The following is a 21,791-nucleotide window of genomic DNA, read 5'->3' as shown; positions in this document are numbered from 1 at the left end:
ATATCTGTTAAAGTGAATGGTTCGCTTTGCCGGGATAATTACATATGTATATCTGTCAATTCAGCCAGCGTCAGAAAGATAAAATCCAGCCCATTTTACATGTCTAGCATTATCGGTTAGCCAAGGTTTACCGCTATCTGTTCGAGTACATGGACCACTCGCTGGGCTGGTAGATTCAGGCCTACCAGATTCACTTTTCGACAATTAAAATTTTTCTCAAATAAAATAAATATGCTCTAAAAAGGGCTCGACGAGTATTTATACTCGTCGAGCCCTGCGTTATTTATTAATTCTTGACTGGCTTCTTAAACATTCAACAGCCGCCTCTAATAAGCCTAGATCAGGGTTAAGAGAACCCCATTCTCTCCAGAAATCTCGGGTGGCGCTGTCGGGTTTTACCTGCGGTTGGTCAAGTTTAATGCGTGTTGGTAGAAGAACCGCATCCCCAAGCAACAAAGCCTCACCTGTATCTAAAAGTGGAAGCATAGCTGTTAGACCTGCGAGGGAATCAGGCATAAGTCTCTTGATAACATTTTGATCGCTGTCATTTGTTAGCCTGAGAGCGAGGAAGTTGTTACATTGGGAAAGGATTGTTCGGCTTACATCTGATGGCCTCTGACTTACAACTAATAGTGAGAAACCATATTTACGCCCCTCTTTTGCAATGCGTTCAAAGGACCATAGCGCCTGTCTTTGAACTGAATCGGCGTCATCTTTTACAGGAAGATAAAGATGTGCTTCATCGCAAAGTAAAGTGATTGGCGTACGAGAATTTGCGTTCATCCAGAACTGAATATCATAGAGTAGGCGGGCTAACGTTCCTGTCACTACTGGCAGGACATCAGCAGGAACTTCAGAGAAATCGATAATTTTAATACCATTACCAGAATCAGCTCGAAGTAGTTTTATAATCTGTTTGGCAAGCCATCCATAATCGAGAGCTTCAGGAGGTGGGGAAAACATAAAACCATATCGGCGATCATCAAGTTTTGCTTCCAGCCTAGAAAGAAAACGTGTCAGCTTGTCTTCCCAGTCCCCTTTTACAGCAGCTCCGTTTTTCCCGACACCCTTCGTTATATTATCCTTGGTTAAAAGAGCAACTAAATCAGAAATAGCGTAAGGTATTGGTGAGTCTACAGTGAATGTCTCTTTGACTTTCGGCTTACCAGATAAGTCCAGAGTTGCGCCTTTGAGATCCCGAACATGAAGAGTGAAACGAGAGGCCTGGTTTGGTGCATTCTGATCGCTACGGTCAAGAATCATCGACAACATTTCATCTCGATTCAGTAACCAATACGGCAGAAATAGTGCATCATCTTTAGGTACAGTAAGGTCTCCTGGTCCGGCGATACGGAATCGTTGTGCGTAACCTCCTTTGGTTTTGTCAGCAAGTGTGGCGTACTCACCATGCATATCGAACACAACGATATTCGGATATTTAAGCTTAGCTGCTCGCTCTAGTATTAGGGCTACAGCCCAACTCTTACCTGAACCAGTACTTCCCAGGATGGCCGCATGCCTCTGGAAAAATCTATCCCCACTAGCAATAGCCTCAGCACTCCGATCCGCCACGAAAGTACCTAGTTTAAGGCGTTCTTCGTTGGGTAAACCGGCACCGAGTATGCCCATAAAACGCTGAAGATTAACACCTTCTATCACAAAGCATTCGCGATCGATCTGAGGAAAACTATCGGCACCTCGTTTGAAAATGTCCGTTTTATCTCCATCAACAGTTCTATAAGTGCCAATGACGAAAGCCTGCATATGGTCTGACGGTGATACGGTTAACATCCCTGACTCATCCTCTTCTGGGTCAGGTAGTTCTTCTCGTAGTGAGCGAGTAACGCGATCTGTCATTCCAATCAGGAATTCGGCCTGTGTTGCTCCTTTTATTGCTATAAGCTGTCCAATTCCAACACGTGTCAGCATTTCTGAGTTGGTGACATCAATAGCCACACGGCTGGTATCTACTCCAGCCACACGGCCTATTTGTTCGTTTTCTGTAAATTTAAGAGCAGGACTGGTCATGCAGATAAGACTCCTTCTACGAATCCTTTAAGATCCCAGTAATCAACACCAGGGTAAAATATCTCACTACCATCGACGATGAAGCGCGCACCGGCAGTTCCTGCATCGTTATGAAACTCCGCTGCAATTACATTCTTGTTTAACTTAGCTATTTCTTTAGCTTTTGCAGAAAGTGTATGCGTCAAAATGACAGTTCTGACTCCTGACCGAATACAAGGAGTCAGATGTGTTTCCAAATGATCATCATTAAAGCCATAACCGATGATTAAGAAACGACTGGCTTTATCAATTGCGTCATTAGCTTTTTCCCTGTGTTTGTCAAAGGGACTATCGTAGCCGCTCCTGAATTTATTCAAGCCAGGTGTAATAATTAGACGAGGAAGAGGAAGATCTCCTGTATATCGCACCGGGTTCCCTTTACGGTGATACCAGTCCAGACTGCCATGCGGCTTGAAAACGTTCACTTTTGGTGTGAACTTATATCGCACATGCTTACCAACAAGTTTGGCTCCGCGGCAAAAGCCCCAGTGGCTATCAAGAGGCACTAGACGAGCAGCAAAATACCCGCTGAACATCGTATCAACTCCTAATCCAGCTTCTTCACAGGCAAGCTCAACTAAGCGGTCATAGTTAGTTGTAACAATGGGTATGCCTTTATCTGGTTTTAATAAATGAGGAAGTAACATTGTAAGCCGAAGTGTTTTCTCGTTTTTAAACACCTCAGAGATAATAGCTGCTTCGGCTGCTGCTATGTATTCCCCGGTAGATTTGACAATGATTGCTTCAAGGGCTGGTGTCGGGGCTCGTTTGAGCAAGGCCGCTTCTAAACCATCAGTTCCGATCGAGGGGTGGATCTCATTCCAGAGTTTCAAGTCATCAGGGGAAAGATTGTCTGCGACATGGGCGATCAGATGGTCCCCGAGTTTTCCCATTCCAGGAACTCCTTCTGCGCAAGATAACCCTGAACCAACGATTAGAACTAGGCCATCACCTAGATGCTGTTGAAGTCGTTTTTTTAAATCATTCAGTTCCACTTGCTCTCTCCGTAGATGCAGCACTTAATTCGTGGGGGTAGGCAATTTACAAACAATAGGTAAATTAACTAAGCCTTATAATTTTCGGCCAACAAAAACGACTTTCTATTAACTAAGGTTCGATAATCAGATATAGGGCTCTCATTTTAACCTTTTGAAAAAGAGGGCTCTTATATCTCCATCACAACTTTGATTCGCAGTCCTTGCTTAACTGGAGATAGGTTTTGTAGCCTGGTTTGATCCATTTCGCCAAGAGCCAATCGTGTTGGAGGCTCCCATCCTTGGAAAAGAAATCTTTGCCTTGATTCAGGGGGAAAGAGAAGGTGTGCTTGTTCTTATCCGGCCCTGTATAAAGGCTAGCCACAATCTCAGCATTCTTCCCGTATTTCTTCTCCAAGGCTGCATTCAGGATATCTACAAAACCGACCTCGTAGATTCCAACACCGGCATCAGGTTCGAAGTTATGTAGGTTTTTCAACTCAAGACCATTCATCAGGTCATTCAGTCCCTTCAGGAGTACGGCATTCCCTACCATTGCCCATACGGTTTGTCCAAGTCTAACAGTCAGAGGTTCGTTTCGGTTCGCATCAGAGCTGAAGGTACAACGAGACTGCCAGCCTGCTTTGCCCTTGGTAACAAGCTTATTACCGCTACCGTCAACATCAGCAGAGACAATCATCAGAGGTGATGTATCGTAATTCCTGATCTCCATCATCAGGAACACCTCGTCTTGTCCTTCTTTGATATCTGGCTTAATGCGGAAGGGTTGTAACCGTGCCTGTATAACCGACATATTCTCTTCAGATGAGAACCAAGACCAGATCACTTCCTTTGCGTCCTTGAGAGTGATAAGCCCTGCACCAACGGCAACGATAAGGGCTAATGATGGGGTGACCTGCCCCAAAGAATTATTGCAACATAGACTAGTAATGACCGCTTCTGACACAGAACGGCCTGTCAGATTAGGTTTGGCTCTATGCAATAGATGTGTCAGGTCAAATCTGAGCTAATACGGCTGAATAGTTTGTATACCACATGCAAAATACCTGCCCTACCTCAGATCAATGCTCACCTCTAAACACCTCTTTCCTGTGCCATTCCACAAACTGCTCGCCCGGATAATTTTCTTTAACCGATGGCAACGCAATCGCCTTTCCCGCAAAATCCCAGAACAGCCGCTGTACCACCCCACCACCATTTACCGCGCCTGAAACTTTCACGCGCATATTTTCATCCAACCCAATCGAACCACGATCAAACGCTTTATGATGGATCGCACACAACGCCAGTCCATTAGATACTTCACAGGGGCCATTATGCTGCTTCCATCTGATATGGGCTGCTTCCAGAGCAATCGGCGCATTGTCGTGGCGCATGTTGAAGCCGCAGATCGCGCACTGATAATTGTAAGCACGTAGCACCATCTGGCGGAACTTCGGATCGCGTTGACGGAGAGAGGTCCGAATATCAAAACCCATCTCGTCAGCGATGTCTTCCTGAATACTGGCCGGGAAATGCGCCTCCAGAAGCTGCTGCGCCAGCGTATCAATTAACCTGTGATTTTTTGCCACCAACGCAAAATTATTGGCATCAAATCCACCCGCGACATTATATTCAATGAGCTCACGTCGGGGCGGCTGGCGGCTACCATTGGTTGAGCAAAGTTCCGCGTTTTGTAGTTCCCAGAAGCCATCGCCCTTCAGACGCCAGAACGGCATGTCCGGACGCTGGTCACGGCGCTGCGGTCCATAACGTTCCAGAAGGTCCAACAGGGGCTCGTAGATTTCAGAACCATAGTTAAACAGGCGATCATGACCCTGCCGATAGCGTGAGAGGACGTGCAGCAGCAATAATGGCTTATGTGGCGCACGCTGTTCGCCTTTGCGCCAGATAGTAATATTTGATATCGCTTGCTTTAGCGTTTTGTCAGAGGTCATTACGTTGAAAAATCCATGAGCACATATTTGCGATGATGCTCGCTACTTTATGTACGTTCAAGGCATTATTGCAGACATCTTTTTTTGTCTGTCGACTCTTTACCTGGCAGATGGAATTCTGATAACAACGGTAAAAAATACAACGACCAACCAGCCCGATAAGGGCTGGTTGGTCATTTTAATTAAACATCAGCCGAGAAATAAAGGCATTCAATTCACTCAACATTACCCCCATTGATCTTCCCAAAATCAAACGGACTCACCGCCTTCTCTCTATTAGCATCCAGAAAATCAGCCCACCACTGCAGCATCAGTTTGCGCTCATCAAGATGCTCGGCTTTGTGAATGTAAGCCGCACGCACAGAGTTACGCTCCATATGGCTCATCTGTCGTTCTACGGCATCCCTCGACCACAATCCTGACTCAATCAACGAACTACATGCCATGGTCCTGAAACCGTGGCCGCACACTTCAATTTGTGTGTCATATCCCATTACTCGCAATGACTTGTTAACTGTGTTTTCACTCATCGGTTTGCGAGGGTTATGATCGCCAATAAAGATCAGTTCATGATCACCGCTGAACGTTTTTATCTGCTCAAGAATCGCCAGAGCTTGTCGGGAAAGTGGTACCAGATGAGGTGTACGCATTTTTGAGCCACGCTGTGAGTGCTTTACTCCCTCAATAGCTTCTCGCTCCGCAGGAATCGTCCACATAGATGTTTCGAAATCGATCTCAGACCAGCGAGCAAAACGCAATTCACTGGAACGAATGAAGACAAGAAGAGTTAGCTCAACGGCAAGGCGAGTCAGCGGTCTACCGGTATAGCTGCCTATGCGCTGAAGCAGCTCGGGAGTCCGTTTCAATTCAAGTGCTGGTCGATGTTGCCGGTTACCTGAAGCAACGGCACCAACCATCTCCTGCGCGGGATTGTAGTCGAGCAAACCGCTCTGTACGGCATAACGCATTATTGCCGTGGTTCGCTGTTGCAGACGGGAAGCCACTTCAAGTCGTCCAGAAAGTTCTACGGCTTTTATAGGAGCTAGCAAATCCCGCGTTTTTAGCTCGGCAATGTTGCGTTTACCAATGGCAGGAAAGAGGTTGTCCTCCAGGCTTTTGAGCACTCGTCGGCTATGTTCTTCCGACCACTTTTTATTTGTGGCGTGCCACTCAACAGCAAGCTCCTCAAAGGTGCGCGCTTCTTCCTGTTCAACCTTATCATTTTTCTTTTTGTCTCCCGGGTCGATGCCGTTTGCCAACAGCTTGCGAGCATCATCACGACGAGCTCTGGCATCCGCAAGAGACACATCAGGATAAACGCCTAAAGCCAGCATCTTTTGCTTCCCGCCAAAGCGGTACTGCAAACGCCAGTATCTTGAACCATTTGGGTGGACGAGAAGATGCATACCGTTGCCATCGGTCAGCTTATATTGCTTATCCGTTGGCTTGGCTGTTCTGACTTTGATATCTGTTAGAGCCATGCTTATGCCCTCCCTGTTGGTACAAGCATTATCGAACCGGAGATACCATCATCTGTACCAACATGTGTTGGTAGATGTACGTTGAAGTCGGTTGACCTTGAGAGAGTTAATATAGCGAGAAAGGTAGGTAAATGCTGGATTTTAGACATAAAAAAAGACCTCAGTTGAGGTCTATTTACATACTTATGGTGCCGAAGGCCGGACTCGAACCGGCACGTCTTTCAACGGTTGATTTTGAATCAACTGCGTCTACCGATTTCGCCACTTCGGCACGAAGAGGTATGCGGAAAACGTGTGCATTATACCTAGCCACGAACCTCACGCAATACTTATCCTGCATTCAATTGTTTAAGTGACCAAAAAAACGGCGAAGATGCGAGAGAAAGCGCGTTATTGCATATTTTATCATCGATATGTCATCACCATTACGTTCTTGTGGCGTGTTTTGCACTCGTTCAAAGCCGATATCCGTTTTCTTAAATGTCAGCGTAAGGATAAATTATCGCTTTTTCTGGCGGATGGCGTGAGTTGCGATAAGCTCACTCCACATTAGCTTTAATTCATTGTGTAGTGCCCTCCTCATCGGGAAAATTTATGTCATCTAATAATCCTTATATTGTTGAAGTAATTGAGTCACATGAGTTGATTCAGCAGTGGTTTGCAAATACTCCTGTGGAGGCTGATGTCTGTGAGCGCTTGCTGTCGCACTTTAGTCCTAGCTTCACCATGGTTGGCGTCAGCGGCCACGCGTTAAGCTACTCCGCGCTGTGTGCATTCTTTCAGGCTAATGGCGGTGCTAAGCAGGGGCTTAAGATTGAAGTGTCGGCGATAGAAATTATCAGTGAATGGGAAAACGGTGCGGTGCTCAGCTATCAAGAGCAGCAGTCATTGCCAGATCAGGCGGCATCGCTGAGATACTCAACGGTGGTGTTTGAGAAAGATCTTCAGGGGAAAGTTCTGTGGCGGCATCTGCATGAAACTAAGGCCAATAGCGGGACTTAAGACGTAAAAAAGGCGGGAGATATCCCGCCTTTCGTTTTTAATCAACCGGCGTTAATTAGTTGATTTTGATTGGCATACCAGAGCGTGCTGCAATGGCATTATCAACTGCGCTAGTTTGAACGCTTGGATCTGCAATCACTTTATTAATCGCATCGGTTAATACCACTGGCACAGGCGCATCAGAATTGAACTGTTGCTCTGTCGTCGACAGCGGGTTGTGTACCTCGATGTAACGAGAACCATCGGGCTCAACGGTCGCTTTTACAGGCTCATTGATAAACTGTAAACGGGTTCCGACGGGCACGTTGTCAAACAGGTATTTGATATCGTCATCACGCAGACGCACACAGCCGTGGCTTACGCGCAGGCCGATACCAAAGTTGGCGTTAGTACCGTGAACGGCATACAAACGACCGATATATAGCGCATAAAGCCCCATTGGGTTGTCAGGGCCTGCTGGGAATACCTGTGGAAGAATCTCACCATTGGCAGCGTACTCTTCATGCATTTTTTTGGTCGGCGTCCACGTTGGGCCCGCTTTCTTACGTTGAACAGAGGTTACCCAGTTCATTGGCGTATCGCGACCTAGTTCACCAATCCCAATCGGCAGCACTACAACGGTTTTAGAGCCTTTTGGATAGTAATACAGACGCATCTCTGCACTGTTGATGATGATGCCTTCACGCGGAGCATTTGGCAGGATCAGCTGGTGCGGAATAGTCAGCGTCATACCCGGTTTCGGCAGATAGGTATCCACTCCTGGGTTAGCTTCCAGCATGTTACTCAGGCCCATCTGATACTGAGCGGCAAAGTGCTCCAGAGGCAGTTTGCTGTCATCTGGAACTTTTACTTGGATATTCTCACCGATCAAGCGGCTATTATTCGCAGGTAAAGGGTATACAACGGCAAATGCGGACTGCATACAAGCAGTTGCTGCCAGAAGCACCGTGAAGAGCGCACGGATACTCATTTTCATGTTTATATTCCTGTTGAGTGCTAGACCGCGCGCAGGCGGTTGTCAATGTTAGTCAGAGAAGACTGGATGCGCATTATATGTGCACAAACGCAAAAGAGGAAAACATTCGTGTGTATCTTCACAACAACGTATTTTTCCATCACTAAACCAAACTGTGCATATCTTAAGATTAGCGCTGCCCGTGAGCTAGATCACAACCATTTTTGTTTCGATATGTGGCGTTTGGTTTTATTTACAAAAAATCAATGAATTCTGCTCTGCGACCAAACTTGTTAGCATTAATATGTCCCCACTAAAAAATCTGACCAAACCTATTGCCTGAAAAAATGGATAAACGCGTGTTGAAATTTTTCCCTGCGACACTGCTGGCTGTCGCCTGTGCGCTAACACCAATTAGTGCCTTTGCCCAACAACCTGAGCCCTTAGCCTCGCAGGTTGTTGACGGTTACGCCGAGCACATTTTCTATAACAGCGGTGCTGCTGCGATGGCTTTAGTGGCCATTGATAACAATCAACAGGTGTTTAGAAGCTTTGGTGAAACCCGTCCTGGGAACGATATTCGTCCGCGTAAAGACTCGCTCATCCGTATCGCATCGCTCACTAAGCTGATGACCAGCGAAGTCCTCGTGAAACTGGCGGATGAAAGGAAAGTCAGTCTGTATGACCCCTTAAGGAAATATGCCCCCAAGGGTATGCGGGTGCCTTCCTATAGTGCCAATCAGCCTATCGTCCTAATGAATTTAGCATCTCATACCAGCGGACTCCCTCGTGAACAACCAGGAGGAGCCCCCCATCGCGATGTCTTTACGTGGCCAACCAAATCTGATCGTTGGCAATGGTTGAAAAGTGCCAAGATAACCGTGCCACCGGGCGTACGCGCATCATATTCCAATCTGGCTTTTGACCTGCTAGCGGACGCTCTCGCTCAAGCCACGGGAAAATCCTATCCGAGTTTATTGAAAGAGAAAGTCACTCAACCACTCGGTATGAAAGATACCACCTACACGCCGTCCCCAGAGCAATGCTCGCGGATGATCGTACCCGCTCGCGGCGCCAGCCCATGCCAAAATAGCCTTGCCGCCATCGGTAGCGGTGGGATTTATTCCACCCCGGAAGATATGCAGCGTTGGATGCAACAGTTTCTATCGTCAGCCACGCAGCCACGCAGCCCCTATGCACAGCAGTTGCTGAAAATGTATTACCAGCGAGAAAAACTGACGATGATTAAAGGTATGGATGTTCCTGGCAAAGCCGCAGCGTTAGGGCTCGGTTGGGTTTATATGGCACCGCAAAATGGTTTACCGGGAATAATTCAAAAAACCGGCGGCGGCGGCGGATTCATTACCTATATGGCGCTGATACCAGAGAAAAATGTCGGTGTGTTTGTTGTGGTGGCTCGTACCGAGCTCAGCAAGTTTACAAATATGAGCGATGGCGTTAATCAACTTGTGAGTGAATTAGCCCAGAAAAACCAGTGAACTGCGTCAGTTTCAACCAATAAAAAAACGGGCCTATCAGGGCCCGTTTTTTATCTCATACTGCATAGAAGAAGACTACGATTTTCTCAGCAGCATATAGACACTAATCAGCAAGAATAGCAGACTCGGTAGTATCGCACCCAACACAGGTGGAACGCTGTACACCAAGCTTAGTGGTCCAAATATCTCATCGAGCACGTAGAAAAAGAAGCCAAAGCTAATGCCGGTTAACACCCTTACGCCCATAGGCACACTACGTAGTGGACCAAAGATAAAGGAGAGTGCCATTAGCATCATTACAGCAACAGACAGCGGAGCGAAAATCTTGCTCCACATGTTTAGCTGATAACGCGAGGATTCCTGACCACTTTGCTTCAAATACTTCACGTAATGATACAGACCGCTGATAGAAAGAGAGTCAGGACTCATGGCAACGACGCCCAATTTGTCTGGGGTCAGATTGGTTTTCCAAACGCCGTTCAGCGTCTGTGAGCCTGTGATCCTTTTGCTGTCGGTTAGGTTAGATTCTTCAACCTGCGATAGCTTCCACTGGTGGCCTTCAAACGTTGCAGAGTTGGCATAGCGTAATTTTTGCAAGTGACGTTCATTGTCAAAGCTATAAATACTCACGCCCTGAATACTCTTCTCACCTGTAACACGCTGGATAAAGATAAAGTCAGTGCCATCTTTCGCCCACAACCCCGTTTGCGTAGAGAGCAATGATCCCCCATACATCTGCTGAGCACGATAGTTACGCGCAGCCTGCTCCCCTTGTGGAGCAACCCACTCACCAATCGCCATCGTCAGAATAACCAGCGGAATAGCGGTTTTCATCACTGAGGAGGCAATTTGCATGCGGGTATAGCCAGCCGCCTGCATAACCACCAGCTCACTACGTTGTGCAAGCATCCCGAGACCTAACAGCGCCCCGAGCAGAGCGGCCATGGGAAAGAAGACTTCAATATCCTTTGGCACGCTTAACAGAGTGTAAAGACCTGCGCCAGCGGCGGAGTAATCCCCCTGCCCAACCTTGCGCAGCTGATCGACGAATTTGATAATTCCCGATAACGACACCAGCATAAACAGCGTTGCCATGATGGTGCTGAAGATGGTACGCCCAATGTAACGGTCTAATACTCCTAGCATCAGGCGACTCCTTTACCAGTCATTCGCGCACGGATTCGACGCATCGGCAGCGTATCCCAAATGTTCAACGCAATCGCGAGCAGCAGATAGAAGCCGTTCACTACCCATACCCAGATAAAGGGATCAATCTTACCTTTGGCAGCGTTGGAGCGCAGAGAGCTTTGCAGCAGGAAGAAAATGAGATACAGCAGCATTGCAGGCAGCATACTCAACACTCGACCTTGTCGCGGGTTAACCACGCTCAAAGGCACGACCATCAACGCCATGACAAAGACAGAGAATACCAACGTGATACGCCAGTGGAACTCGGCGCGGAAGTCTTTTTCGTTGGAATCCCACAGCGCCTGCATTGGCGCCTGATCGGCATTGCTTGGATTTAAAACAACAGCCTGATGCCCAATAACCGCTTCATAGTTAACGAAATCGGTAATACGGAAGTCACGCAACAACGCGGTCCCTTCATAGCGAGTACCGGTATCGAGCACCACCTGTTGGGAACCATCAGGACGCCCTTCCATATGGCCAGTATCTGCCACCACGACCGATGGGCGTTGCGTTCCATTAGGACGCAATTGCGCTAAAAAGACGTTTTCGAACTTTTTGCCCTTAACATCGCCCACAAACAGTACATAGTTGCCATCCTTTGAAGGCTGGAACTGCCCTTCAACCATGGATGCTAAACCGGGGTTGGCCTTGGCCTCCGCCATCACTTCATCGGAGTGGAATGACGACCATGGGCTCACCCAAAACGCGTTAACCAATGCAAACGCGCCCGTAATAAAGGCAAGAATCATCGCGGTTTTAATCAGCACACCTTTGCCTAAGCCACAGGCATGCATAACCACGATTTCACTTTCAGTATAAAGTTTACCCAGCGTCATCAGTAGCCCAAGGAACAGGCTAAGAGGCAGAATAAGCTGGGCCATCTCAGGCACACCCAGCCCGAGGAGAGATAACACTAAGTTTGTCGGAATTTCGCCGTCAACTGCCGCACCGAGTATCCGCACCATCTTTTGACAAAAAAAGATCAGCAGCAGGATAAATAGGATAGCAATCTGACTCTTAAACGTTTCCCGTACCAGATATCTAATGATGATCACGCTTATTACGCCTGTGAAAACTTGTCTTTTTGCAGGAAAATAGATAATTTCTACGCTAACCCGCCATTTTTATGATGATTATGGCGGCGGTTACAATCAGAATAGCATTACAGCATGTGCCGCAAGTGTAACCTATAGGAACACACTTATAACTGACACTCTGTAGAGAGCGAATCGCCAACTACCTGTGATGTATACCCAAACTTGTTATCGTTGTCGCAAACAATGAACACAGCAACAACATAACGATAAGAAAGGTAAACTGATTGTACAGTAAAACAATTGTACCGTAATCGTTGGTAACGAAAACGAGAAAATAACTACCGATTGTACAACGCCCCTCTGCACAGCACATAAAGTGCCTAGCAGAATGAGAGAAAATCACGCTATTGCCGATAAAAATGTGGATAAAAACCGCCATCGTCGGTGAGAAACGTGAATTAGTGTTCCAGCCAGTTCAACGGCAAGGGCCGATATAATAGTGACTTAAGCGATATTTCTTGCAGTAAGAAATATCTCAACGCCCCAAATAATTGTAGCTGCATCAAGGTGACAAGCGAGAAACCCCAAAAACTCGGGTGAACAATCGCAGTTAAGAAGACACGGCTTCAAGTATGCAAGGTATTATAGCTTAGTCATCACCCGCACCGTTGTCTTTAAGATTCAGGAGAGTGCATGGAGTTCAGTGTAAAAAGCGGTAGCCCGGAAAAACAACGTAGCGCCTGTATTGTCGTCGGTGTTTTCGAACCGCGCCGACTGTCCCCAATCGCAGAACAGCTCGATAAAATCAGCGATGGCTACATCAGTGCCCTACTGCGCCGTGGCGAACTGGAAGGTAAAGTGGGTCAAACGTTATTGTTGCACCACGTACCTAACGTACTCTCAGAACGCATTTTGCTGATTGGCTGTGGCAAAGAACGCGAGCTGGACGAACGTCAGTATAAACAAGTCATCCAAAAAACGATTAATACGCTGAACGACACTGGTTCAATGGAAGCGGTTTGCTTCCTGACTGAGCTGCATGTCAAAGGCCGTAATACTTACTGGAAAGTACGTCAGGCGGTCGAAACAGCCAAAGAAACGCTTTATACCTTCGATCAGTTGAAGAGTAATAAAGCCGAGCCGCGTCGTCCACTGCGCAAAATGGTCTTCAACGTCCCAACCCGTCGTGAACTGACCAGCGGCGAACGAGCCATCCAGCACGGCTTAGCGATTGCCGCCGGTATTAAAGCCGCGAAAGATCTTGGCAATATGCCGCCGAATATCTGTAACGCAGGCTATCTGGCATCTCAGGCTCGCCAACTGGCAGATAGCTTCAGCCCCAACGTCAGCACCCGTGTTATCGGCGAGCAGCAGATGAAAGAGCTGGGCATGAATGCTTATCTGGCCGTTGGACAAGGTTCGCAAAATGAATCACTGATGTCTGTTATTGAGTATAAAGGCAGCAAGAACCCAGATGCCAAGCCTATCGTCTTGGTTGGTAAGGGATTAACCTTTGACTCCGGCGGTATTTCTATCAAACCAGCGGATAGCATGGATGAGATGAAATACGATATGTGCGGTGCAGCGTCTGTCTATGGCGTAATGCGTATGGCCGCTGAGCTGCAACTTCCGCTGAATATCGTTGGTGTGCTCGCAGGCTGTGAAAACATGCCGGGTGGGCGCGCATACCGTCCGGGTGACATATTAACCACGATGAACGGCCAAACCGTTGAAGTGCTTAATACCGATGCCGAAGGCCGTTTGGTGCTGTGTGACGTTCTGACCTACGTTGAACGCTTTGAACCCGATGTGGTGATTGACGTTGCGACGCTGACCGGCGCCTGCGTGATTGCTCTGGGTCATCATCTGACTGGGCTGATGGCCAACCATAACCCATTAGCATCAGAACTGATCAGTGCATCAGAACAGGCCGGTGACCGTGCGTGGCGTCTCCCCATGATGGATGAATTCCAAGAACAACTGGATTCTAACTTTGCCGATATGGCAAACATCGGTGGCCGACCAGGCGGTGCAATTACCGCCGCTTGCTTCCTGTCTCGATTCACCCGCAAATACAGTTGGGCACATCTGGATATCGCAGGTACGGCATGGCGTTCCGGTAAAGCCAAAGGTGCAACAGGCCGCCCTGTTGCCATGTTGTCTCAGTTCCTGCTCAATCGCGCAGGGCTGAATGGCGACGATTAAGGAAATTTAGTTAATAATGGAGACCCCAATTCGGCTTCCCCTCCACAGGGAATGGCCGGAAGGGGTCTTTAGTTGTTTTTATTTCACTACTTCATAAGTGCTGTATAAGCTTAAGGCTCAATCACATCATGAAACAGGCAACCTTCTATCTTCTAGAACATCATCAACCTGATGGTGAACTGGATGCCGTTGAGGCGCTGGCCTGTGACCTTGCTGCCGAACAATGGCGTTCAGGAAAACGAATTCTCATTGCCTGCCAAAGTCAGGAACAGGCGGTAAAACTGGATGAGGCGCTATGGGCTCGAGATCCCCATCAGTTCGTGCCACATAATCTCGCGGGTGAAGGTCCGCATTACGGCGCGCCCGTGGAATTATCATGGCCTGGAAAACGCGGCAATGCACCGCGCGAACTGATGATCTGCCTACAGACCGAGTTCGCGGATTTTGCCACCGCTTTCCATGAAGTGATAGACTTCGTTCCTTATGAAGACGCTTTAAAGCAGTTGGCGCGTGAGCGCTATAAAATCTACCGCAGCGTCGGCTTCCAATTGACCACGGCTACGCCGCCAACTCACTGATCGATCAAAATCAAAGAACAGACGAACCATGGAAAAGACATATAACCCGCAAGACATTGAGCAGCCGCTCTACGAGCACTGGGAACAGCAGGGCTACTTCAAGCCGAATGGCGACACCAGCAAAGAAAGCTTCTGTATTATGATCCCGCCGCCGAACGTCACCGGCAGCCTGCACATGGGTCACGCTTTCCAGCAGACCATCATGGATACCATGATCCGCTATCAACGCATGCAGGGTAAAAATACCCTGTGGCAGGTTGGTACTGACCACGCGGGTATCGCAACTCAAATGGTTGTCGAGCGTAAAATCGCAGCCGAAGAAGGCAAAACACGCCATGACTATGGTCGTGATGCCTTCATCGACAAAATTTGGCAATGGAAAGAAGAATCTGGCGGCACTATCACTCGCCAGATGCGTCGTTTGGGCAACTCCGTAGATTGGGAGCGCGAGCGCTTCACGATGGATGATGGGCTGTCTAACGCAGTTAAAGAAGTGTTTGTTCGTCTGTATAAAGAAGACCTGATTTACCGAGGCAAACGTCTGGTGAACTGGGATCCAAAACTGCGCACCGCAATCTCCGATCTGGAAGTTGAAAACCGCGAAACTAAAGGTTCCATGTGGCACCTGCGTTATCCGCTGGCTGACGGCGCAAAAACCGCCGATGGTAAAGACTATCTCGTTGTGGCAACCACTCGTCCTGAAACCCTGTTGGGTGATACCGGCGTGGCGGTAAACCCAGAAGATCCGCGTTATAAAGATTTGATCGGTAAATTCGTGGTACTGCCACTGGTTGGTCGTCGCATTCCTATCGTGGGCGATGAACACGCCGATATGGAAAAAGGCACCGGCTGTGTGAAAATCACCCCTGCCCATGACTTCAACGACTATGAAGTCGGTCGCCGCCATGCGCTGCCAATGATCAACATTCTGACCTTCGATGGCGACATTCGCGACGAAGCAGAAGTATTGGACACCAACGGCGAAGAAACCGACGTTTATAGCAACGAAATCCCAGAACAGTTCCGCGGCATGGAGCGTTTTGCCGCTCGCCGTGCCGTAGTAAAAGCCTGTGAAGATGCCGGCCTGCTGGTTGAAATCAAGCCTCACGATCTCACCGTTCCTTACGGCGACCGCGGTGGCGTGGTTATCGAGCCAATGCTAACCGACCAATGGTACGTGCGTACTGCGCCGCTGGCGAAAGTTGCGATCGAAGCCGTTGAGCAGGGCGAAATTCAGTTCGTACCTAAGCAATACGAGAACATGTACTACTCTTGGATGCGCGACATTCAGGACTGGTGTATTTCCCGCCAGCTGTGGTGGGGTCATCGCATCCCAGCGTGGTACGACAATGAAGGCAACGTATTTGTAGGCCGTGACGAAGAAGAAGTTCGCCGCGAAAACAACCTGAGCGCTGACGTAGAACTGAAACAGGACGATGACGTTCTGGATACGTGGTTCTCTTCCGGCCTGTGGACCTTCTCAACGCTGGGTTGGCCTGAACAGACTGAAGCGCTGAAAACGTTCCACCCAACCAACGTGTTGACCAGTGGCTTTGACATCATTTTCTTCTGGATCGCTCGCATGATCATGCTGACCATGCATTTCGTGAAAGATGAAAACGGCAAACCACAGGTTCCATTCAAAACCGTGTATGTGACCGGCCTTATCCGTGATGACGAAGGGCAGAAAATGTCCAAGTCCAAGGGTAACGTTATCGATCCGCTGGACATGATCGACGGTATTTCGCTTCCAGAGCTGTTAGAAAAACGTACTGGCAATATGATGCAGCCACAGTTGGCTGAGAAAATCGCTAAACGTACCGAAAAGCAGTTCCCAGAAGGTATTGAGCCACACGGCACCGACGCTCTGCGCTTCACTCTCGCAGCGCTGGCTTCAACCGGTCGCGACATTAACTGGGATATGAAGCGTCTGGAAGGTTATCGTAACTTCTGTAACAAGCTGTGGAATGCTAGCCGTTTCGTGCTGATGAACACCGAAGATCAGGATTGTGGCCTGAACGGTGGTGAAATGGTGCTGTCTCTGGCCGATCGCTGGATCCTCTCTGAGTTTAATCAGACAGTAAAAGCGTACCGTGAAGCGCTGGATAACTACCGCTTCGATCTGGCGGCTAATATTCTGTACGAATTCACATGGAACCAATTCTGCGACTGGTATTTGGAGCTGACTAAGCCAGTCATGAACGGGGGTTCTGAAGCTGAACTGCGAGGCACTCGTCACACGCTGGTGACCGTACTGGAAGCACTGTTGCGCTTAGCGCATCCAGTTATCCCATATATCACCGAAACAATCTGGCAGCGAGTGAAAGGCCTGAAGGGAATTACTGCCGACACCATCATGTTGCAGCCATTCCCTGAGTTCGACGCTTCTCAGGTTGACGAGAAAGCGTTGGCGGATCTGGAGTGGATTAAACAAGCCATCATCGCGGTACGTAATATTCGTGCTGAGATGAACATTGCGCCAAGCAAGCCACTAGAACTGCTTCTGCGTGAATGCAGCGCTGATGCACAACGCCGTGTACAGGAAAACCTGAGCTTCATCAAATCACTGGCGCGTTTGGAAAGCATCACCGTACTGCCTGCTGGCGATAAAGGTCCGGTATCTGTGACCAAGCTGGTTGACGGCGCAGAGCTGCTGATCCCGATGGCTGGCCTGATCGACAAAGATGCCGAGCTGGATCGTTTAGCTAAAGAAGTGGCTAAAATCGAAGCTGAGATTGGCCGTATCGAAGCAAAACTCTCTAACGAAGGTTTTGTCGCTCGAGCACCAGAGGCCGTTGTTGCTAAAGAGCGCGAGAAGATGAACGGTTATGCTGACGCGAAAGCGAAGCTGATCGAACAACAAGCGGTTATTGCCGCGCTGTAATTATTCGTCTTTTCATTAGCAACATATAAACAGGGAGCGATAATCGCTCCCTGTTTTCTTATCGGTAACTTGAGAAAATTTTTGTAGATTAAATGCGCTCAACCACCATTGCGATCCCCTGCCCACCGCCGATGCACAGCGTTGCTAAACCTAGCGTCTTATCTCTGGCGGCTAAAGCGTGTAGCAGAGTAACCAGAATACGCGCACCGCTCGCACCTATCGGATGACCTAACGCGATCGCGCCGCCGTTCACGTTCACTTTATCCTCATTCAACCCTAACGTTTTCCCTACTGCGCCAAACTGGGCTGCAAAGGCTTCATTAGCCTCAATAAGATCGATATCCGACAGACTCAAACCGCCATTTTTAAGTGCTAGCAGCGTTGCCGGAACCGGGCCCATTCCCATCAACGCAGGTGCAACACCGCCGCTGGCGTAGCTACGGATCCGCGCAAGCGGGGTTAACCCCTGTTCTTTTGCCATGCTTTCGGACATCACAACCAAAGCCGCGGCACCATCGTTGATACCTGACGCATTGCCTGCCGTTACCGTTCCTTCTGAGGTAAAGGCGGGTTTTAAGCTGGCTAATTTATCTAACGACGTCATACGCGGATGTTCATCTGTAGAAAAAATCTGATCGCCCTTTTTATTCTTAATCACTACCGGCGTAATTTCTTTTTCAAAGCACCCATTGGCAATCGCTAGAGAAGCTTTTTGTTGAGATGAAAACGCGATGCGATCCTGCTCTTCGCGGCTAATGCCATACTCTTTAGCCACATTCTCCGCGGTGATCCCCATGTGATAACCTTCCGTTGCACACATAAGCCCATCACGCAAAATCACATCATAAACTTGGCCATCACCTAACCGATATCCCCAGCGAGCTTGGCTCTCCAGCAGATAGGGAGCTCGGGTCATGTTCTCCATACCTCCGGCAATCACCGCTCTAGCATCGCCTGCGCGAATAGCCTGAGCAGCCAGCGCTACGCATTTTAAGCCAGAACCACACACTTTGTTGACGCTATAGGCAGGCACTTGATGCCCAATACCCGCCTTAAGCGCCGCCTGCCGCGCAGGATTTTGTCCTAATCCAGCCTGAAGCACATTGCCCATGATAACTTCATCAACCAAATTCACATCTAGACCGGCACGATTCAACGCTTCACGAATCACGATTTCACCAAGAGAAACGGCAGGAATAGAAGAGAGTGAGCCATTAAAGCTCCCTACAGCAGTACGAGTAGCACTGACAATAACGACGTTTTCCATAATGAGATTCCCTAGAAGAAGACCAAACCAATAATGAAAATGGGGCATGTTAGGAGCAGCACGGTGACGCAATAACCCATGATGTCGCGGACTCCCAAACCTGCGATAGCGAGTGCTGGCAATGCCCAGAATGGCTGCGCCATGTTCATCCACTGCTCACCATAGGCGATAGCCATGGTGGCCTTGCCTAAGTCAGCGCCTAGCGCTTGAGCGGCGGGAATAACAAACGGTCCTTGGATAACCCAATGCCCACCACCAGAAGGGACGGCAAAGTTGATCAGCGCAGAGCTGAAGAAAGTCATGACCGGGAAGGTGTCTTTGTTGGCGATTTCGATGAACCACTGGGTGATCATTCCACCTAACCCCGAGTGTTCCATCATCAACTGGATACCCGCATAGAAAGGGAATTGAACCAGAATACCCGCCGTGCTGCGCGCAGCGGCCGTCACCGCACGCATGTAGGCCATCGGCGTTTTATGCAGCAGCAAACCGGCGATCATGAACAGCAGGTTGACAATGTTTATTGTCAGATTGAAACCGTTGTTCCAGAAATACATCACCAAATAGCAGATGCCTAACGCGCTGATAATGAGCGTGATAATGCGGCTCTCTTCCATTTTTTCAGCTATCGTTGCATCCGCTGAAAGGGTCTTTTGGAAATCAGGTTCTTCAGCGAGTAAAGCGGGATCGATGGAAACCACAGATCCTGCTTTTGGCATCATCATTCTGGTAATAAACGGTAAAAGGACGATCAGCGTGCCGGTAATAAAAATATTGGCGCCAGACAACAAGGTATGGCTGACAGGGATAAGCCCCGCAATATGCTCAACGGGGTTACCTGGGGTCGCGGCCAACAAAGGCATTGAGCCAGAAAGGCCACCGCCCCAAGTCATAAAGCCGATATAGGCACAGGCAATCAGCAGCGGATAGTCAGAACCGGGTACGCGCCGAGCAACTTCTCGGGCAAACATGGCGCCGACAATCAACCCAAAACCCCAGTTAATCACGCAGGCCACCAAGCCAAAGAAAGTCACCAGCATGACGCCTTGAACCGGCGTTTTCGCCATGGATGCCACGGTTCTCAATAGGCGTTTAACCGGAGCAGAACTGGCTAGCGCATGGCCGGTAACAATAATGAGCGCCATCTGCATCCCAAAACCAAGCAGGTTCCAGAACCCATCTCCCCACATTTGCACCATCTGTATCGCAGAGTGCGGCGTACAAGAAAGACCAATGATGAACATAATCATGGTCAGCAACATGGCAAATATCAGAGGGTCAGGAAGATAGCGACTAACGACTGCCGACATCGCACGAGAAATGCGTCCAATCATAGTGCCCCCTCATTGATCTGAATGGGCATCTCTTTGAAATCGCTCGCCACGCTAAACCGCGCGCCGGTCTTCTCTACGATGGTCTCCAAAGAGACTCCAGGTGCATGTTCTTTGAGAATGAGTGCCCCTTCAGAGAAGGCAAATACCGCCAGCTCGGTCACGATCATATCGACGCAGTTTGTCGCCGTGAGCGGTAGCGTACACAGCGGTAATATTTTCGCCGAACCATCTTTAGCACAGTGCTCCATGGCAATAATCACGTGGCGAGCACCGGTCACCAAGTCCATTGCGCCCCCCATGCCTGGCACCATTTTTCCTGGCACCATCCAGTTAGCTAAATTTCCCTGCTGATCGACCTGCAAACCGCCGAGAATGCTGGCATCAACATGACCACCGCGAATTAATGCAAATGAAAAAGCGCTATCAAACATGGCGGCTCCAGCTCGCAAACCACAAGGTTTGCCTCCGGCGTCCACTAAGTTTGGGCAGGCTTCAGTCACTGGACCAAGACCTAAGAATCCATTCTCTGACTGCAGAGTGATTTCAATGCCATCAGGCAAGTAGTTCACTACCTGCGTTGGTAGCCCAATCCCCAGATTCACAACGTTGCCGTCTTTAAGTTCCAACGCAACACGGCGCGCAATTAACTCTTTCGCATTCATGAGCAAACCTCCGGTGAAACCACTACGTAATCAATCAATGCACCTGGCGTGATAACCTGATCGGGCAGGATAGAGCCGACATCAACCATCTGATCTGCTTGGGCAATAACCAGATCGGCCGCTAACGCAATGATGGGATTGAAATTTCGGGCAGTGAGTTGATAGGTCAGATTGCCGGAACAATCGGCGGTATGCGCATGTACGAGAGCCAAATCGGCACGCAGCGGAAGTTCTAATAAATATTCAACGCCGTTTTGGACGATCTTTTGCTTGCCTTCTTCGACCACGGTGCCAACGCCTGTTGGGGTCAGAAAACCGCCAAGCCCTGCACCACCACAGCGGATACGCTCAATCAACGTACCCTGTGGAACAAGCTCAACCAGCATTTCACCGGCAATCATCCGACGCCCCGTTTCAGGGTTAGTGCCGATGTGTGAAGCAATAACTTTTTTGACTCGACCACTGCTGATCAATGGGCCGACGCCGGTGTCTACAAACGCGGTATCGTTGCCAATAATAGTTAAGTCTTTTACACCAGATTCAAGTAAGGCTTCGATTAACAGTGGTGGCGTCCCAACCCCCATAAACCCGCCAAACATAATCGTCATCCCATCATGGAAATAAGGGATCACATCAGCGAGAGATATTTTTTTATTTTTCATTGCAGCTCCTTAGAGTTTGCCCTTACTGGGCTACA

At 48.8% G+C, this 21,791-nt stretch carries 17 protein-coding genes and 1 tRNA gene; 5 read left to right on the top strand and 13 right to left on the bottom strand.

The genetic code is table 11. From position 1 onward, the window contains the following. Positions 1 to 279 precede the first annotated feature (279 nt). From M988_RS02285 to M988_RS02260, 6 genes are all read right to left on the bottom strand, one after another. Positions 280 to 2,028, bottom strand: a complete 1,749-nt coding sequence (locus M988_RS02285; RefSeq protein ID WP_064572667.1) for an ATP-binding protein — start codon at positions 2,026 to 2,028, stop codon at positions 280 to 282. Then, positions 2,025 to 3,062: an SIR2 family protein gene (locus tag M988_RS02280; RefSeq protein ID WP_064572666.1), complete on the bottom strand. Its 1,038-nt coding sequence runs from the start codon at positions 3,060 to 3,062 to the stop codon at positions 2,025 to 2,027. Before M988_RS02280 ends, M988_RS02285 begins: the two co-directional genes overlap by 4 nt. Positions 3,063 to 3,243: 181 nt before the next feature. Continuing rightward, positions 3,244 to 4,008 (bottom strand): hypothetical protein, encoded by a 765-nt coding sequence (locus M988_RS02275; protein ID WP_156518149.1) that lies wholly within the window; start codon positions 4,006 to 4,008, stop codon positions 3,244 to 3,246. Positions 4,009 to 4,123: 115 nt separating this feature from the next. Continuing rightward, complete coding sequence (locus M988_RS02270; RefSeq protein WP_064572660.1) at positions 4,124 to 4,999, bottom strand: phosphorothioated DNA-binding restriction endonuclease; 876 nt, start codon at positions 4,997 to 4,999, stop codon at positions 4,124 to 4,126. A 215-nt stretch (positions 5,000 to 5,214) separates the two neighbouring features. Continuing rightward, positions 5,215 to 6,480 carry a tyrosine-type recombinase/integrase gene (locus M988_RS02265; RefSeq protein ID WP_064572658.1) on the bottom strand — a complete coding sequence of 422 codons (1,266 nt, stop codon included), beginning with the start codon at positions 6,478 to 6,480 and terminating at the stop codon, positions 5,215 to 5,217. 186 nt (positions 6,481 to 6,666) lie between these two features. Next, positions 6,667 to 6,751: transfer RNA gene (locus tag M988_RS02260), tRNA-Leu, on the bottom strand. Between the two features lie 323 nt (positions 6,752 to 7,074). On the opposite strand from M988_RS02260, the gene M988_RS02255 reads away from it, so the two are divergent. After that, complete coding sequence (locus M988_RS02255) at positions 7,075 to 7,482, top strand: DUF4440 domain-containing protein (protein WP_064572653.1); 408 nt, start codon at positions 7,075 to 7,077, stop codon at positions 7,480 to 7,482. Positions 7,483 to 7,537: 55 nt separating this feature from the next. On the opposite strand, the gene M988_RS02250 is transcribed toward M988_RS02255, so the two are convergent. Then, complete coding sequence (locus M988_RS02250; protein ID WP_008815344.1) at positions 7,538 to 8,458, bottom strand: L,D-transpeptidase family protein; 921 nt, start codon at positions 8,456 to 8,458, stop codon at positions 7,538 to 7,540. Positions 8,459 to 8,784: 326 nt separating this feature from the next. Here M988_RS02250 and ampH point away from each other — a divergent pair, with 326 nt between their 5' ends. Next, positions 8,785 to 9,936 (top strand): D-alanyl-D-alanine-carboxypeptidase/endopeptidase AmpH, encoded by a 1,152-nt coding sequence (ampH, locus tag M988_RS02245; protein WP_064572651.1) that lies wholly within the window; start codon positions 8,785 to 8,787, stop codon positions 9,934 to 9,936. 75 nt (positions 9,937 to 10,011) lie between these two features. Here the strand turns inward: ampH and lptG are convergent, their stop codons facing one another. Together lptG and lptF are read right to left on the bottom strand one after the other, a co-directional pair. Then, complete coding sequence (lptG, locus tag M988_RS02240) at positions 10,012 to 11,082, bottom strand: LPS export ABC transporter permease LptG (protein WP_004097246.1); 1,071 nt, start codon at positions 11,080 to 11,082, stop codon at positions 10,012 to 10,014. Beyond that, the gene (gene lptF, locus M988_RS02235) at positions 11,082 to 12,182 is read right to left on the bottom strand and encodes an LPS export ABC transporter permease LptF (protein ID WP_008815346.1); all 1,101 of its coding nucleotides are present in this window, start codon (positions 12,180 to 12,182) and stop codon (positions 11,082 to 11,084) included. Before lptF ends, lptG begins: the two co-directional genes overlap by 1 nt. 675 nt (positions 12,183 to 12,857) lie before the next feature. On the opposite strand from lptF, the gene pepA reads away from it, so the two are divergent. From pepA to M988_RS02220, 3 genes are all read left to right on the top strand, one after another. Next, positions 12,858 to 14,369: a leucyl aminopeptidase gene (gene pepA / locus M988_RS02230; RefSeq protein WP_004097244.1), complete on the top strand. Its 1,512-nt coding sequence runs from the start codon at positions 12,858 to 12,860 to the stop codon at positions 14,367 to 14,369. Positions 14,370 to 14,497: 128 nt separating this feature from the next. Next, complete coding sequence (locus M988_RS02225) at positions 14,498 to 14,947, top strand: DNA polymerase III subunit chi (protein WP_004097243.1); 450 nt, start codon at positions 14,498 to 14,500, stop codon at positions 14,945 to 14,947. Between the two features lie 28 nt (positions 14,948 to 14,975). Continuing rightward, positions 14,976 to 17,831: a valine--tRNA ligase gene (locus tag M988_RS02220; protein ID WP_039184703.1), complete on the top strand. Its 2,856-nt coding sequence runs from the start codon at positions 14,976 to 14,978 to the stop codon at positions 17,829 to 17,831. Positions 17,832 to 17,919: 88 nt separating this feature from the next. Here the strand turns inward: M988_RS02220 and M988_RS02215 are convergent, their stop codons facing one another. From M988_RS02215 to atoD, 4 genes are read right to left on the bottom strand one after another with little or no spacing between them, the layout of a single operon-like run. Then, positions 17,920 to 19,098, bottom strand: a complete 1,179-nt coding sequence (locus M988_RS02215) for an acetyl-CoA C-acetyltransferase (RefSeq protein ID WP_004097240.1) — start codon at positions 19,096 to 19,098, stop codon at positions 17,920 to 17,922. A gap of 11 nt (positions 19,099 to 19,109) precedes the next feature. After that, positions 19,110 to 20,432, bottom strand: a complete 1,323-nt coding sequence (locus M988_RS02210; protein ID WP_008815349.1) for a TIGR00366 family protein — start codon at positions 20,430 to 20,432, stop codon at positions 19,110 to 19,112. Beyond that, positions 20,429 to 21,094: a 3-oxoacid CoA-transferase subunit B gene (locus M988_RS02205; protein ID WP_039184697.1), complete on the bottom strand. Its 666-nt coding sequence runs from the start codon at positions 21,092 to 21,094 to the stop codon at positions 20,429 to 20,431. The genes M988_RS02210 and M988_RS02205 overlap by 4 nt, the downstream gene beginning before the upstream one ends. Further along, a complete protein-coding gene (atoD, locus tag M988_RS02200; protein WP_008815351.1) occupies positions 21,091 to 21,756 on the bottom strand; it encodes an acetate CoA-transferase subunit alpha in 666 nt (221 codons plus the stop codon). The genes M988_RS02205 and atoD overlap by 4 nt, the downstream gene beginning before the upstream one ends. Positions 21,757 to 21,791 lie beyond the last annotated feature (35 nt).

Source organism: Hafnia paralvei ATCC 29927 (assembly GCF_001655005.1).
GTDB lineage: Bacteria > Pseudomonadota > Gammaproteobacteria > Enterobacterales > Enterobacteriaceae > Hafnia > Hafnia paralvei.
The sequence above is the reverse complement of the archived record's forward strand: the minus strand, read 5'-3'. Positions and strand labels throughout refer to the sequence as shown.

Coding starts and splice junctions, on each gene's coding strand:
- M988_RS02205 (WP_039184697.1), bottom strand. CDS start 21,094: ATGAATGCGAAAGAGTTAATTGCGCGCCGTGTTGCGTTGGAACTTAAA.
- M988_RS02215 (WP_004097240.1), bottom strand. CDS start 19,098: ATGGAAAACGTCGTTATTGTCAGTGCTACTCGTACTGCTGTAGGGAGC.
- M988_RS02285 (WP_064572667.1), bottom strand. CDS start 2,028: ATGACCAGTCCTGCTCTTAAATTTACAGAAAACGAACAAATAGGCCGT.
- M988_RS02270 (WP_064572660.1), bottom strand. CDS start 4,999: ATGACCTCTGACAAAACGCTAAAGCAAGCGATATCAAATATTACTATC.
- M988_RS02265 (WP_064572658.1), bottom strand. CDS start 6,480: ATGGCTCTAACAGATATCAAAGTCAGAACAGCCAAGCCAACGGATAAG.
- lptG (WP_004097246.1), bottom strand. CDS start 11,082: ATGCTAGGAGTATTAGACCGTTACATTGGGCGTACCATCTTCAGCACC.
- ampH (WP_064572651.1), top strand. CDS start 8,785: ATGGATAAACGCGTGTTGAAATTTTTCCCTGCGACACTGCTGGCTGTC.
- M988_RS02250 (WP_008815344.1), bottom strand. CDS start 8,458: ATGAAAATGAGTATCCGTGCGCTCTTCACGGTGCTTCTGGCAGCAACT.
- M988_RS02210 (WP_008815349.1), bottom strand. CDS start 20,432: ATGATTGGACGCATTTCTCGTGCGATGTCGGCAGTCGTTAGTCGCTAT.
- atoD (WP_008815351.1), bottom strand. CDS start 21,756: ATGAAAAATAAAAAAATATCTCTCGCTGATGTGATCCCTTATTTCCAT.
- M988_RS02255 (WP_064572653.1), top strand. CDS start 7,075: ATGTCATCTAATAATCCTTATATTGTTGAAGTAATTGAGTCACATGAG.
- M988_RS02220 (WP_039184703.1), top strand. CDS start 14,976: ATGGAAAAGACATATAACCCGCAAGACATTGAGCAGCCGCTCTACGAG.
- pepA (WP_004097244.1), top strand. CDS start 12,858: ATGGAGTTCAGTGTAAAAAGCGGTAGCCCGGAAAAACAACGTAGCGCC.
- M988_RS02225 (WP_004097243.1), top strand. CDS start 14,498: ATGAAACAGGCAACCTTCTATCTTCTAGAACATCATCAACCTGATGGT.